Genomic DNA, 13,548 nt, shown 5'->3' with positions numbered 1-13,548 from the left:
CCATAAGGCCGGGCGCCCGGTTACGTCAGCTGGATGCGGCTGCTGTCACTCGATGGGCTGGATTCCGGACGCCGAACGGTGTGGCGGCCGCCGGAACCACTCCGGCTCCCCCTGACCCGTAAACGCCGCAGGGCGCTGCGTCCATGGGGGTTGTTTCCCCGCGAACGCAGCGCCCTGCGGCGCACTGAAACCGCTTGCTACTGCGCGGCCTTGAGCGCGATGTCGGTGCGGTGCTGGCCGCCCTTGAGGCTGATCCGGTCCACCGCGTCGTACGCGCGGCCGCGCGCCTCGGCGAGGTCGGTACCGGTGGCGGTGACCGAGAGGACGCGGCCGCCGGCGCTGAGCACCCGGCCGTCCTCGTCCGCCCGGGTGCCCGCGTGCAGCACGTACGCGGTGCCGTCGGCGGCCTCGGCCCCGGCAAGGCCCTCGATCGGGTCGCCGGTGCGCGGCGCGGCCGGGTAGCCCTCGGAGGCGATCACCACGGTGACGGCGGCCCCGTCGTCCCAGCGCAGCGGCTCCAGCTGGTCCAGCGTGCCGGTGGCGGAGGCGTGCAGGACGCCGGCCAGCGGGGTGCGCAGCCGGGCCAGCACGACCTGGGTCTCCGGGTCGCCGAAGCGGGCGTTGAACTCGATCACCCGGGTGCCGCGCGAGGTGAGCGCCAGGCCCGCGTAGAGCAGGCCGGAGAAGTCGGTGCCACGGCGGCGCAGCTCGTCCACGGTCGGCTGCAGGACGGTCTCCAGGACCTCCTCGACCAGGCCCTCGGGCGCCCAGGGCAGCGGCGAGTAGGCGCCCATGCCGCCGGTGTTCGGGCCCTCGTCGCCGTCCAGCGCACGCTTGAAGTCCTGCGCGGGCTGGAGCGGGAGGACGGTGGTGCCGTCGGTGACGGCGAAGAGCGAGACCTCGGGGCCGTCGAGGTACTCCTCGATGACCACCCTCCCCCGGCCCTGGCGGCCGGGGGCTGCCCCCATGCAGGAGGCGGCGTGGGCCAGCGCGGCCTCGCGGTCGGAGGTGACCACGACGCCCTTGCCGGCGGCCAGGCCGTCGTCCTTGACCACGTAGGGCGCGCCGAAGGCGTCCAGCGCCTCGGCGGCCTCGGCCGGGGTGGTGCAGACGTAGGAGCGGGCGGTGGGCACGCCGGCGGCTGCCATCACGTCCTTGGCGAAGGCCTTCGAGCCCTCGAGCCGGGCGGCCGAGCCGGACGGTCCGAAGACCGGGATGCCGGCCGCGCGCACGGCGTCGGAGACGCCCGCGACCAGCGGGGCCTCCGGGCCGACCACGACCAGGTCGGCGTCGAGCTGCCGGGCGAGCGCCGCGACCTGCGCGCCGTCCAGCTGGTCGACGGGGTGGACCGTCGCCACCTGCGCGATCCCGGCGTTGCCCGGGGCGCAGTGCAGCTCGGTGACGGCGGGATCTTGGGACAGAGAGCGGCACAGGGCGTGTTCGCGGGCGCCGCCGCCGATGACGAGGACCTTCACGGTTGGCAAGGGTAGTCGGTGGCCGGTTCCGGCTTCCCCCCGGTCCCGTCGGAACCTACAGCGGAAGCCGTCCGTACGCTTCCGGCCTCGGAGGAACCTCCAACAGCCGGCACCGGTCGTGCGCCCGGGGTGTCCGGGTCAGGACAGCGGGTCACCGGAGCCTCGCTCGGACGGGTGAAATCTCGCCGCCCGCCGCAACCCGCTCACCTCGGCTTCCGGTGGTCGGATCCGGTAACGATCATTGGAGAAGCGCCCCCACGGTCAGCCATTTGGCGGTAAGAAGTGCTGTTGGACCAGCACCGGCCGCCGGCCGGTGCGCCGTCCCCGGGCGAGCACACGCGCCCCGGGGCGTCGCGCGTCCGATGCGTCACCCGGCGTTCCACGGCCAGTCAGGCCGATGACACGTCAGGGAGATGCGCCGTCAGACCCAGCAGTCCGCCCGCCACAGGGAGCCCCACAGGTGAGCCAGCCGGAAATGCAGCCCGAGGAGAGTGCCTGGGGCAAGGAGATCGGCGAGGAGGACCAGCCGGCCGCCACAGTCGCGCGCCCGGCGTCCACCCGCCACCGGACCGATCTGAGCACCCGCCAGTTCCCGCTGGGAGACTGGGGCGAGCCCGCCGAGCGGCTGGAGGAGCTCTACCGCTGGTCCGAGGAGCGGGCCGTGGAGGCGATCGACTGGTACCGCCGGGACCGGATCTGGAAGCGCCGCTGGGCCCGACTGCTGCGGTTCGGCTCGGCCGGTTTCGCGGTCGGGGGGGTCACCGCCCCGCTGGTGGACCTCACCGGCACCGTCGCGAACGCCACCAGCTGGGGCTACGTCGGCCTGGCGCTCTCCGCCGCCTGTTACGGCGCGGACCGGGTGTTCGGCCTGACCTCCGGCTGGATGCGGGACGTCTCCACCGCGCAGGCGCTGCAGCGCCTGCTGGAGGCCTTCCAGTTCGACTGGGCGTCGGAGTGCGTGCGCGAGGTGCTCGGCCCCACCGAGGGCACCGCCGGTGAGGCTGCCGAGCGCTGCCTCGGGGTGCTGCGGCGGTTCTGCGAGGACGTCTCGGACATGGTCCGCACCGAGACCTCGGAGTGGATGATGGAGTTCCGCGCGGGCATGACCCAGCTGCCCACGCAGGCCGCCGGCAGCTGGGGCGGCCGCAGCGAGACGGGCGGGGGCGCCCAGGTGCGGATCCTGCCGCCGCCGGGCACCCGGCCCACCATGCCGCGCCAGCGGCCCCCGGAGGGCCCGCTGCGCTAGGTCCGGCCCGGGAGGGGTCCGGCCCGGGGAGGGGTCCGGCCGGGTGGGAGATCCGGGCCGGGGAGGGGTCCGGCCGGGGCTCAGGCGAAGACGATCATCGAGCCCTGGGTGAGACTCCGGGTGGACGCCGCGTACAGGCCCGCCCAGGCGTGCCGCTCCCGGGCGAAGGGGTGCAGGTCGTCCAGCGGCGGGCCGAACGGCTGCTCCAGGCCGGTGGGGCCGAGCGGCCGGGTCGGGTGCGGCGGGTTGGCCGGGTCGATGCCCAGTGCCGGTGCGACGGCCTGCAGTTCGCGCAGCAGCCCGTGGCTGGAGCCCAGCGGACCGCCCGCGACGAGCAGCGCGTCGTCCACCAGCGGCACCGCGAACTCGATCGGCACGTACGCCCCGGCGTGGTCGAAGTGCCAGACCAGGTGCGACTGTTCCGCGCTGCTCTCGAACATCTCCAGCAGCTGCTCGTAGTCGCCGCCGAGCGCGTCCACCGGCGTGATGTCCAGGCCGGTCAGCCCCAGCAGGTAGGCGCGGCGCAGGAAGTGCAGCGAGTCGTAGTCGAAGGCGGCTATCGGCTCGACCGCCCCGCTGAGCCCGGGCACGAACTGGTAGACCGGCACCTCGGGCAGCCCGTGCGAGGTCAACACGGCGTTGTAGAGCGCGAGATCGTCCCGGAAGGGGTTGTCGGGGCTGTGGCTCAGCACGTCCACGAGCGGGACGAGCCAGAGGTCGCAGGCCATGGGCCGGCTCTTCCTCTCCGGGCGGCGGGTGCCGTTCGCGGGGCGAACGACGGGCGGACGGGTCGGCACCCGGACCGTCGGTGCAGGGACCGCCCGGGACGACGACCGCCCACCCTACCGGCCCGGCGCGCGGTGCGGGTCGGGGCGCCCCTCGGGCAGTTGGCCGGGCGGCGGGTCGGCAGGCCGGCGGCCGAACCGTCGGTACGGCACCGTGCGCGGCTGCGGTACCAGGCCCAGGCCCAGCCCCAGCTCACGGCCGAGCTCCCGGCCCAGCTCGCGCTCACGGCCCCGGGCACGGCCGGTCTCCGCCGCGCCGGTCTGGGGGGACTGCGCCGCCTGGGCGGCCTCCCCGCGTGCCGCCCCCGTCGACGTCCCGGGCGCTGTCCCGGGCGCCGCCGGAGCGGTGCCCGCGTCCGGTACCGGCGCAGGCCCGGCGTCCGCCGCGGGGCCCGCGTCCGCCGGCAGGCCGAGCGTGGCCGTCAGCAGCGGCAGGACGCCGGCCGACTCCACCGGCTGCCCGGCCAGATCGGCCAGCAGCCGCACGGTGAACAGGTTGTACTCGCAGACGATCCGGTGCGCGCCCGCCCGGTCCCCCGCCTCGACCGCGTCGACCAGCTCGGAGTGACGGTCCCAGCAGACGCCCTCCAGTGTCGGCATCGTCCGCAGGTACGGCGCGGCGAACATCCAGGACTGCACCCGCAGCCAGTCCAGGTAGTCGCCGATCCTGCGGTTGCCGAGCAGCCCGGCCGCCTCCTGCCAGAACCGGCGGTCGCAGCCCACCATCACGTCCAGGTTCCCGGCCCGGGCGGCCCGTACCGCCGCGTCCGCCCGCCGCCGCAGCGAGGGCAGCCGGCCGCCGGTCTCCGGCAGGGTGGGCATGGCGGCGAGCCGGCGGAAGTAGCTGTCGGTGAGCAGCACCCGGGACTCGAAGATCTCCAGGAAGTCGTCCCAGCCGAACTCGGGCACCGTGAAGCCCCGATGGTGTTCGGCCCGGAGCAGCCCCTGCGCGCCGAGGTCGACCAGCGCCTCCCGGGCCGGGGTCGCCGAGACCCCGTACAGCTCGGCGATCTCCTTGACCGTGAAGTTGCGCCCGGCCGCGAGCCGGCCGGCCATCATCTCCTCGCGCAGCGCGCCGGCGATCTGCTCGCGCAGGCTGTTGCGCTGGATCACGGGGCGGGTGTCGCCCGAGCCGGTGCCGGACATGCGCGCGACCTCCTCGGGCGGGCTGGGCGGCCTGCCTCGGGACAGGCCGGTGGGACAGCGGCTGGAACACGACGAAGGCTCATCTTCTCAAAGATGTCCTTGCCGTGCGGCCGGGGCGTGCCGGGCGGCGCCACCGGCCCCGGCGGAAGCCACCGCCCCGCCCGCACACGGCGCCGGGCGGGACCCGCCCGCCGGGTGCCCGAGAGGTCCCCCACCGAACGGGCCCCGGTGTGCCCGGGCGGGCCTCAGCGCTGGACGGGAGCCGGAATGCCCAGCAGCCGGTCCCGGTGGACCGGGAAGTCGGCACGGGCCTTGGCCACCTCGGCCGGGTCGAATTCCACCGTCAGCACCTCCTCGCCCAGGCCCGCCTCGGCCAGCACCCGGCCCCACGGGTCCACCACGATGCTGTGCCCGGCCTGCTCGACCCCACCGTGCGTCCCGGCCGTATTGCAGGCCAGGACGAAGGCCTGCTCCTCGACCGCGCGGGCCCGGCTGAGCAGCGTCCAGTGCTCGCGCCGCCGCTCCGGCCAGGCCGCCGGGATCACCAGCAGCTGCGCGCCCGCGTCCAGCAGGGCCCGGAACAGCTCCGGGAACCGCAGGTCGTAGCAGGTGGCCAGGCCCAGGGTGCCGAAGTCGGTGGCGGCGGTGACGATCTCCTGCCCCGCGCCCATCACCACGGCCTCGCCGCTGTCGAAGCCGAAGCGGTGCACCTTGCGGTAGGTGTGCACCAGCTCGCCGTCGGGGGCGAAGAGCAGCGAGGTGTTGTAGATCGGCCCGTCCGGATCGCGTTCGACGATCGACCCGGCGTGCAGCCAGACGCCGGCGGCCCTGGCGGCGGCCGCCATCGCGTCGGAGGTCGGCCCGTCCAGCGCCTCGGCGCCGTCCGACCAGAGGTCGTACGCGAAACCGCCCAGCGGCCACAGCTCCGGCAGGACGACCAGGTCGGCGCCCTGCTGGGCCCGGACCAGGGCGGCCGCCCGGGCCCGCCGCTCGGCCGGCGGCTCGGCGTCGGAGACCGCGAGTTGGATCAATGAAGCGCGCACAGTACCACCGTCCACGGCAAGAGTCCTACGATCGTCACCCGAAAGCACTGCCCTGCTCTCACCCGGCAGCGTAACGTGCGGTTAGCGTGTGCGCCCGGAAGCCGGAGGAACCCGGCGGACCACGGAGCCAGGGCGCGCATGGCAAGGCAGCTGACGGAGGGCCGGAGATTCCCGTGACGGACAACCAGACCGTGCAGGCTTACACCGAGGCGTGGACGCAGTCCATCGAATCGATATCGGAACTGGTGACCCCTCTTCCGGAGGACTCCTGGAACCGGGCCACCGAGTGCCCCGGCTGGTCGGTGCGGGACGTCGTCTCGCACGTCATCGCCATCGAGTCCGAGCTGCTCGGCGACCCACGCCCGATCCACTCGCTCCCCCGCGACCTGCGGCACGTCACCAGCGAGTTCGCCCGCTACATCGAGCTGCCGGTCGACAAGCGCCGCTGCCACACCTCCGTCGAGCTGACCGGCGAGCTGGAGTACACGATCATCCGCCGCTCGCGCGCGCTGCGGAACGCCAAGCAGACCCCGACCGAGCCGGTCCGCTGGCCGGCCGGGCCGCACAGCCGCGACCTGCCGTACCACGAGTTGCTGCGCCGCCGGGCGTTCGACGTCTGGGTGCACGAGCAGGACCTCCGGCGGGCCCTCGGCGAGCCCGGCAACCTCGACGCCCCGGGCGCCCTGGTCTCCCGGGACGTCCTGCTGGAGCTGCTGCCCAAGGCCGTCGCCCACCAGGCCGGCGCCCCGGCCGGGACGGCACTGGTGGTCGACGTCACCGGCCCGGTGGAGTTCCTGCGCACCGTCCGGGTCGACGCCGGCGGCCTCGGCACGCTCGACGAGTCGATCAGCCTCGCCCCCGACGTCCAGCTCACCATGGACTGGGAGACCTACCTCCGGCTCGCCTGCGGCCGCGGCCGCCCCGGCCCGGTCACCGTCGAGGGCGACCAGGAGCTGGCCTCCCGCGTCCTGGCCAACTTCTCCGTCACGCTGTAGCGGCCGCGGTCACCCACCCGGCGTACCCGCACCGCCGCACGCCGGGTGGTTCCCCTCGCGCCTCCGTACGTCAACTTGGTACCAGTACCCCAGCAGTTCGGCCTCATTGTTCCGGGCAGTCGTCACCCGGAAGAAGGAGGGGCGTCCAGATGGACGACGAACAGACGCAGATGGTCCTGGTGCGGTCGAGCTTCCCGGTCACGGGGCAGCCGATCAGGGTCGTGATGATCGACGGCGAGCCGTGGTTCGTCACGGCCGACGTGTGCCGCGTCCTGGGCCGGGGAAACCCGACCGATGCAGTGAAGGTCCTGGAGACACACCACCACCGGACGGTGGACCTGAGGGCCGTAACCCTTGTTCGGAACAAGGGTTACGACGTTTCTCCAGATCAGAAAGCCTACCGACGCGGAAATCCGCTGCTCGGAGTGGTGAGCGAGGCAGGCTTGTACGGGCTGCTCATGAGGTCGGACAAAGCTGCCGCACGCCCCTTCCAGGAGTGGGTCACCATCGACCTCCTCCCCTCCGTCCGCCGCGGGGACACCGACGTCCCCACCCAGCAGCGGCGGATGGCGGAGACCCTGGCGGAGGCGATCGGCCAGCAGGTGCAGATCATCGCCGGGCTCGACCACGACGGCGGGCCCGGCGTGCACGTGCACTCCGACGGGACGGTGCACTGCCGGCACGGGGAGATGGTCTTCACCGTGCCGAGCCGGGAGGATGACGGTGGTCCGCCCTTCGGCGGCTACTTCTCCTGCCCGATCGTCGAGCGGGTCGGCATCCGGGGCGGCAAGGCGATCCCGGGCTGCCCGAAGCTCAAGCTCGTCGACCTGGTCCGCCTGATGGCCGCGGCACCGGCACCGTCCCGGCTCGGTGACGGGCAGCTGCTCGTGGAGCTGCACGGCGCCCGGATCCACGGAACGGCTCGGCAGATCTCCGACCTGATGCGCGAGTACGGGCGCTGATCGAAAGGTGCCGGCCCTCAGGATCTCTGAGGGTCAGCACCTTTCCGCAGGTCGGAAGCCCTACGCGGCCGCCTCCACCTTGCGGCGGAGCCGGAGGATCATCACCGTCCCCAGCACCATCGGCACGTACAGCCAGCAGAACGCCCACCGGTACGCCTCCGCCGAGTACCCGCTGCCGTTGCCGGGGGTCAGGGCGTCGAGAAGGACGCCGATGCCGAAGAGGGTGATCATCGTGCCGATGAAGCCGCCCATGTTGGCGATGCCGGAGGCGGTGCCCAGGCGTTCGACGGGATTGTGGGAGCGGGCGTAGTCGAGGCCGACCAGCGAGGCCGGGCCGTTGCTGCCCATCACCAGGATGATCCCGACCAGCAGCCAGAACGGCGGGTGCCCGCCGGGCCAGGCGAGGGTGAGGGCCCAGCCGGCGGACGTGGCGGCGATGACGGTGAGCACGATCGGCATCCGCGCCCGGGCGGTGCGGCTGAGCAGCCGGCCGAAGAGCAGGCCGAAGGCCATGTTACTGAAGACCAGCAGGGTGAGCAGCCCGCCGGCCTCGGCCCGGGACATGCCCTGCGCCTCGACCAGATAGGGCAGACCCCAGAGCAGGCCGAAGGCGTTGCCGGGGAACTGGGCGGTGAAGTGCACCCAGAGCCCGAGCCGGGTGCCGGGCTCACGCCAGGAGTCGCGGATCTGCTGCCCGACGGCCGGCCGGGGCGCCCGGGCTGCGGTGGCGGACGCCGGCGGACCGGCCGGGGCCTCCTGGAGGAACAGCGCGACCAGGGCGAAGACGGCGACGCCGAGCACGGCGATGGCGGCGAAGGTGGCCGTCCAGCCCTCGCGGTGCAGGGCCTGGGCGAGGACGACCGTGGTGACCAGGTTGCCGCCCATGCCGGCGAGCCCGGTCAGCTGGGCGACCAGCGGGTTCTTCGCGGCCGGGAACCAGCGGGCGGCGATCCGCAGCACGCTGATGAAGGTCATCGCGTCGCCGCAGCCCAGCACTGCCCGGGAGGCGAGCGCGGGGGCGAAGGACGCGGAGAAGGCGAAGGCCAGTTGCCCCAGGCTGAGCAGCAGGACACCGAGGAGCAGCACCCTGCGCGGGCCGAACCGGTCGACCAGCAGGCCGACGGGTATCTGCATGGCCGCGTAGACCAGCACCTGGAGGATGGAGAAGGTGGACAGCGCGGAGGCCCCGATGGTGAAGCGCTCGGCTGCGTCCAGCCCAGCCACGCCGAGGCTGGTGCGGTGGATGACGGCGAGGATGTAGACGCTGACGCCGATGGACCAGGCCAGCCACGCGGCACGGCCGCCCGGCGGGGCGTGCGGGGTCGCGGCCGGGGACGGACCGGCGTCGACTCGGGGACCAGGGACTGTGATCGGACGGGCGGCGGAGGCAGGGTCCACGGGCATAGTGCACCCAGATTAGTCATCCCATCATTGGACGCCCAGGCCGGGGGGCCACAGGAGGTCGGACACGAACCACCTCAGCCGGTCACCGTCCAGGAGACCGACCTGGTCATGTACCGGTCACGGAAGGCCTCGTCCCGGACCCAGTCGGTGGTGTCCCGCACGGTGGCCGTGACGGTGGCGCTCCGCCCGGGGGCGAGGTCCAGCTTGGCGGTGTCGAGCCAGCTGCGGCCCGCCACCTGCGGCTCCACCGGGATGCCGTCCACCTTCCACTCGACCTGGAGCTGCCGGGCACCGGCCAGCGGCAGCGGGCGGACCTCCAGCCGGGGTCGGCCGGCGACCTCGCCGGGAGCGGGCTCCGGCGCGTCCGTCGGCCGGATCCGGCGGTAGATCTCCTCGACGATCGCCTCCCGCGAGGGCAGGTTGTAGGCGCCGCCGAGGGTGCGCATCACCGAGTCCGGGGTGGGCCGGTAGATCCCGTTGGCGCTCCGGTACGCCCCGACCGTCCCGGCGCCGTCCGGGGACTCCGCACCCAGCCAGCGCCACCACTTGGTCTGCTTGCGGCGCATCTCGTCGGCGTTGTCGGTGGAGAGGTTGGGGTAGTCGGCGTCGTCCGGCGCGCTGTCGTACTCGTCGCCGAGGTCGCCCACGGTGTGCCCTATCTCGTGCTGGATGATCCGCCCGGCGTCCGCGCTGCCGCCGGCCAGGGTGGTCACCCCGGTACCGCCGGCGCCGCCGTACTCGCTGGAGTTGGCCAGCGCGATCAGGTACTGCGGGCCGTCGCCGTCCCCGGCGTAGCGGGCGGTGGCGCTCTCGTCGGCGCAGAGCAGCCGGGCGGTGCCCTCGCACCAGAAGTGCATGCCGAGCGGGGTGGCGGGGTTGCGGCCGCGACTCTCGGTCTCGGCGATGCCGGAGACCGGGGAGACCACCTCGACCCGCCTTATGTTGAAGAAGCCCTGGTAGCTGCGGAACGGCTCGATCTCCATCAGCGCCCGCCAGGCCCGGTCGGCCTGCTGCCGGAACGCGTCCTGCTCGTCGGCGGTGTAACCGTCCCCGAGCAGGACGAGGGTGATCCGGTTGGCCGGGTCCCCGGTCCGCCTTATGTCGACGGTGGGGGCGGCGGCGGCCGCACGCAGGTCGGCCCGCTGCACGGTGTGCGGCGGTACCGCCCGGTCGGCGGGGGCACCGGGACCGATCACGCCGAACGGCGAGGGGCCGGCCAGCTCCAGGGCGGCCGGCAGCACGGCGGTGGACACCAGCACGAGCGCGGCCAGACTCCGGACGAGACGGCCAGGGTTGCCAGGCGGCATACGGGTGCGTCCTCGGGGATCCGGTCACCCGGCGTCGCCCGGGTGGTGGACGCGAAGACGTACCCGGCCCGGCGTGTCTCCCCTCCCGTCCGGCGAAAAAGTCACCGACCTGGCCGAACGACCCGGATCATCCCGGTCATACCTATGAGTCCGACCAGGTGGATGATTCTCACCGACCGTGACCTCAGCGGCCCCGGCACCGGCGGCCTGGGTCCCCCGGCACCGTCCGCACCCTGCCCGCGCACCGGCCCTCAGCCGTCCGCGCCCTGCCCGAACCCCGGCCTCAGCCGTCCGCGCTCCGCCGCACGTCCAGCAGCAGGTGGGTGGCCAGGCCGAACAGCAGACCCCAGAACGCCGAGCCGATGCCGAACAGGCTCATCCCGGAGGCGGTGGCCAGGAAGGTCACCACCGCCGCGTCCCGGCCGTGCTCCTCGGCGACCGCCGCGGCCAGGCTGCCCTGCAACGAGGCCAGCAGCGCGACCCCGGCGATCACCGCGATCAGCTCCTTCGGCAGCCCGGTGAACAGGCTCACCAGGACCCCGCCGAAGCTGCCCACCAGCAGGTAGAGCACGCCCGCGGACATCCCGGCGACATAACGACGGCGCGGGTCGGGATGGCTCTCCGGACCGGCGCAGATGGCCGCGGTGATCGCCGCCAGATTGACGCCCGGCGAACCGAACGGCGCCAGCAGGACGGAGAGCCCACCGGTGGCCCCGATCAGCAGCCGGTCGTCCGGCCGGTAGCCGAAGGCCCGCATCACCCCGAGGCCGGGGGCGTTCTGCGAGGCCAGCGCGACGATGGTGAGCGGCAGCGCCAGGCCCACCATCGCCGGCCCGGAGAAGGCCGGCACGGTCAGCACCGGCCGGGTCGGCCCGCCCTCGCCGAAGTGCAGCGGCAGACCGACGGTGACCGCCGCCAGCACCCCGCCGGCCAGCAGCGCGGCCGGGACGGCGTACCGCGGAGCCAGCCGCTTGGCCAGCAGGAACGCCGCGAAGCTGCCCAGCACCAGGGCGGGCGCACCCTTCACCGCGCCGAAGATCCCGGCGCCGAAGGAGAACAGGATGCCCGCCAGCATCGCGTTGACGATCCCGGCCGGGATCGCCGCGATCAGGCGGCCGAACAGCCCGGTCACCCCGAACAGCGCCACCACCACCCCGCTCACCAGAAAGGCGCCGACCGCCTCCCGATAGGGGTACGCGCCGAGGCTGGTCACCAGCAGCGCGGCTCCCGGGGTGGACCAGGCCGTGATCACCGGCGTCCTGGTCCACCAGCTGAGCAGCAGGCAGGTCAGCCCGCTGCCGACGGCCACCGCCCAGATCCAGGACGCGGTCTGCGCCTGGTCCAGCCGCCCGGCGGCCGCCGCCGCGAGCACCACCACCAGCGGCCCGGAGAACGACACGACGATGCACACCAGCCCGGCCAGCAGCGCCGGGAGGGAGGCGTCACGCCGCAGCGAACGGCGCTCCTCCGGGTCGGTACGACGGTCTGCCGAACGGGTTATCAGCTCCTCTGCCATCCCGGAAGTATCGCCGAGACACGGCCGCGCCAGGCCGTTCGAAGATCTCCGGAAAAACTTCCGAACTCACCTGCAACCCCCCGCGGGGATGCACGTCTATACGGATGAAGGCACGGAGAGCGAGACCGGCAAGGCCGGGGGGCGCTACCGCTCGACCACAGCGAGCGGACAGCCGGTCACCTTCACCACACCATCCGCACCATGACCCTGGGGAGACACGTCATGCGCAAGTCCGTTATCACCGCTTCTGCGAAGAACGTCCGCTCGCTCTCCGGCCGCCGCGGCCTCGCCACCCTCGCCGCCACCGTCGTCCTCACGGGCGGCGTCCAGCTGCTCGCCACCGACACCGCCTGGGCCTGCGGGGACGGTCCGCAGGCGAAGGCCACCGCCGAGGCCACGCCGGTCACCCCGGCCACCGCACACAAGGGCGACCTCGCGGCCGGGTTCCACATGACCCCGGACGGGCAGAGCATCACCGCAGGGGGCCCGAAGCTCGAAGTCGGCGTCGGGGTCACCAACTTCACCGGCGCGCCGTACGAGAACGTCGCGCCCGTCCTCGGCCTGTACAACCCGAAGGGCGCCACGCGGATCGAGGACTTCACGGTCGAGGCGGCCACCCCCGGCGGCTGGAAGAAGCTGTCGCTCCGTCACGGCTGCGACCCGACGGTCTTCGCGGACACCAGCAGCCTGAAGGCCAAGCGCCTCGACGACGGCCGGGCCGCCAACTTCGGCTTCCGCATCTCCGTCGCGGCGAACGCCACCGCCGACCTGAACGAGCTCCAGGTCTACGTCGGCGGGAAGGCCGACGGCTTCCCCTCGGCGTCCGGTGGCTCCCACACCTTCAAGGTGGTGCGTTCCACCGCCCCGGCCAAGCCGACCGACAAGCCCACCTCCAAGCCGACGCCCTCCGCGACCGCCAAGCCGACCGCGAAGCCCGTCCCGGCCAAGCCCGCGGCCGACGCCACCACGGCGCCGGCCGCACCGGCCGCACCCGCCACCAAGGCACCCGCCGCCGCGCCGACCGCCACCCCCTCGGCCCCCGCCACCACCGCCCCCGCCGGCACCCCCGAACTCGCCCAGACCGGCTCCAGCTCCACCAACGGCTTCCTCGCCGCCTCCGCCGCCGCCTTCGTCGCCCTCGGCGCCGGCGTCCTGATCGCCGTGCGCCGCCTGCGTCCCCAGCGCTGACCAGGCCACGGAAAGACGGGGTGGTACCTCTGCACACCAGTGCGGAGGTACCACCCCGTCGGCGTTTCCACGGCCCCTGAGCAGCCCGCACGACTTCCCGAAAAAAACTTCCGAACTCACCTGCAACCCCCCGCGGGGATGCGCGTCTATACGGATGAAGGCACGGAGAGCGAGACCGGCAAGGCCGGGGGGCGCTACCGCTCGACAACAGCGAGCGGACAGCCGGCCGTCTTCACCACACCATCCGCACCATGACCCTGGGGATTCACGTCATGCGCAAGTCCGTTATCACCGCTTCTGCGAAGAACGTCCGCTCGCTCTCCGGCCGCCGCCGCCTCGCCACCCTCGCCGCCACCGTCGTCCTCGCCGGCTCCGTCCAGCTCATGACCGCCGAAAGCTCCTGGGCCTGCGCGGACATGCGCCTCGGCGGCCCGCAGGCCGCCATGAGCGGCCCCGGCATCACCGAGATCGCGCCCGACGC

General features: G+C 73.5%; 12 protein-coding genes. 5 read left to right on the top strand and 7 right to left on the bottom strand.

The features are described from left to right. Positions 1-197: 197 nt before the first annotated feature. On the bottom strand, positions 198-1,475 hold the full coding sequence (gene purD, locus ACZ5WK_RS19270; protein ID WP_465548600.1) for a phosphoribosylamine--glycine ligase: 1,278 nt from the start codon (positions 1,473-1,475) through the stop codon (positions 198-200). Between the two features lie 460 nt (positions 1,476-1,935). Between purD and ACZ5WK_RS19265 the strand changes: the two genes are divergently transcribed. Continuing rightward, entirely contained in the window at positions 1,936-2,721 is a 786-nt protein-coding gene (locus tag ACZ5WK_RS19265; protein WP_465548599.1) for an SLATT domain-containing protein, read from the top strand. Positions 2,722-2,801: 80 nt separating this feature from the next. On the opposite strand, the gene ACZ5WK_RS19260 is transcribed toward ACZ5WK_RS19265, so the two are convergent. From ACZ5WK_RS19260 to ACZ5WK_RS19250, 3 genes are all read right to left on the bottom strand, one after another. Then, on the bottom strand, positions 2,802-3,449 hold the full coding sequence (locus ACZ5WK_RS19260; RefSeq protein ID WP_465548598.1) for a hypothetical protein: 648 nt from the start codon (positions 3,447-3,449) through the stop codon (positions 2,802-2,804). 114 nt (positions 3,450-3,563) lie between these two features. Further along, a complete protein-coding gene (locus ACZ5WK_RS19255; RefSeq protein WP_465548597.1) occupies positions 3,564-4,652 on the bottom strand; it encodes a GntR family transcriptional regulator in 1,089 nt (362 codons plus the stop codon). Positions 4,653-4,897: 245 nt separating this feature from the next. Then, positions 4,898-5,695 (bottom strand): carbon-nitrogen family hydrolase, encoded by a 798-nt coding sequence (locus tag ACZ5WK_RS19250; RefSeq protein WP_465548596.1) that lies wholly within the window; start codon positions 5,693-5,695, stop codon positions 4,898-4,900. A 173-nt stretch (positions 5,696-5,868) separates the two neighbouring features. On the opposite strand from ACZ5WK_RS19250, the gene ACZ5WK_RS19245 reads away from it, so the two are divergent. Together ACZ5WK_RS19245 and ACZ5WK_RS19240 are read left to right on the top strand one after the other, a co-directional pair. Further along, positions 5,869-6,690: a maleylpyruvate isomerase family mycothiol-dependent enzyme gene (locus tag ACZ5WK_RS19245; RefSeq protein ID WP_465548595.1), complete on the top strand. Its 822-nt coding sequence runs from the start codon at positions 5,869-5,871 to the stop codon at positions 6,688-6,690. Between the two features lie 149 nt (positions 6,691-6,839). After that, positions 6,840-7,652: a BRO-N domain-containing protein gene (locus ACZ5WK_RS19240; RefSeq protein WP_465548594.1), complete on the top strand. Its 813-nt coding sequence runs from the start codon at positions 6,840-6,842 to the stop codon at positions 7,650-7,652. A 60-nt stretch (positions 7,653-7,712) separates the two neighbouring features. Here the strand turns inward: ACZ5WK_RS19240 and ACZ5WK_RS19235 are convergent, their stop codons facing one another. The 3 genes from ACZ5WK_RS19235 to ACZ5WK_RS19225 all read right to left on the bottom strand — a co-directional run bounded on the left by ACZ5WK_RS19235 (position 7,713) and on the right by ACZ5WK_RS19225 (position 11,879). Next, entirely contained in the window at positions 7,713-9,056 is a 1,344-nt protein-coding gene (locus tag ACZ5WK_RS19235) for an MFS transporter (RefSeq protein ID WP_465548593.1), read from the bottom strand. A 74-nt stretch (positions 9,057-9,130) separates the two neighbouring features. Next, positions 9,131-10,363 carry a M64 family metallopeptidase gene (locus ACZ5WK_RS19230; RefSeq protein ID WP_465548592.1) on the bottom strand — a complete coding sequence of 411 codons (1,233 nt, stop codon included), beginning with the start codon at positions 10,361-10,363 and terminating at the stop codon, positions 9,131-9,133. 283 nt (positions 10,364-10,646) lie between these two features. Further along, positions 10,647-11,879 (bottom strand): benzoate/H(+) symporter BenE family transporter, encoded by a 1,233-nt coding sequence (locus tag ACZ5WK_RS19225; protein WP_465548591.1) that lies wholly within the window; start codon positions 11,877-11,879, stop codon positions 10,647-10,649. Positions 11,880-12,101: 222 nt separating this feature from the next. Here ACZ5WK_RS19225 and ACZ5WK_RS19220 point away from each other — a divergent pair, with 222 nt between their 5' ends. After that, positions 12,102-13,067 carry an LPXTG cell wall anchor domain-containing protein gene (locus ACZ5WK_RS19220; protein ID WP_465548590.1) on the top strand — a complete coding sequence of 322 codons (966 nt, stop codon included), beginning with the start codon at positions 12,102-12,104 and terminating at the stop codon, positions 13,065-13,067. A 251-nt stretch (positions 13,068-13,318) separates the two neighbouring features. After that, on the top strand, positions 13,319-13,548 hold a 230-nt coding region (locus ACZ5WK_RS19215; protein ID WP_465548589.1), incomplete at its 3' end, for a hypothetical protein.

Source organism: Kitasatospora sp. NPDC032757 (genome assembly GCF_055579305.1).
The sequence above is the reverse complement of the archived record's forward strand: the minus strand, read 5'-3'. Positions and strand labels throughout refer to the sequence as shown.

Excerpts from the sequence above, each read along its gene's own strand:
- ACZ5WK_RS19240 (WP_465548594.1), top strand. The coding sequence starts at position 6,840 with ATGGACGACGAACAGACGCAGATGGTCCTGGTGCGGTCGAGCTTCCCG.
- ACZ5WK_RS19260 (WP_465548598.1), bottom strand. The coding sequence starts at position 3,449 with ATGGCCTGCGACCTCTGGCTCGTCCCGCTCGTGGACGTGCTGAGCCAC.
- ACZ5WK_RS19220 (WP_465548590.1), top strand. The coding sequence starts at position 12,102 with ATGCGCAAGTCCGTTATCACCGCTTCTGCGAAGAACGTCCGCTCGCTC.
- ACZ5WK_RS19225 (WP_465548591.1), bottom strand. The coding sequence starts at position 11,879 with ATGGCAGAGGAGCTGATAACCCGTTCGGCAGACCGTCGTACCGACCCG.
- ACZ5WK_RS19230 (WP_465548592.1), bottom strand. The coding sequence starts at position 10,363 with ATGCCGCCTGGCAACCCTGGCCGTCTCGTCCGGAGTCTGGCCGCGCTC.
- ACZ5WK_RS19255 (WP_465548597.1), bottom strand. The coding sequence starts at position 4,652 with ATGTCCGGCACCGGCTCGGGCGACACCCGCCCCGTGATCCAGCGCAAC.
- ACZ5WK_RS19235 (WP_465548593.1), bottom strand. The coding sequence starts at position 9,056 with ATGCCCGTGGACCCTGCCTCCGCCGCCCGTCCGATCACAGTCCCTGGT.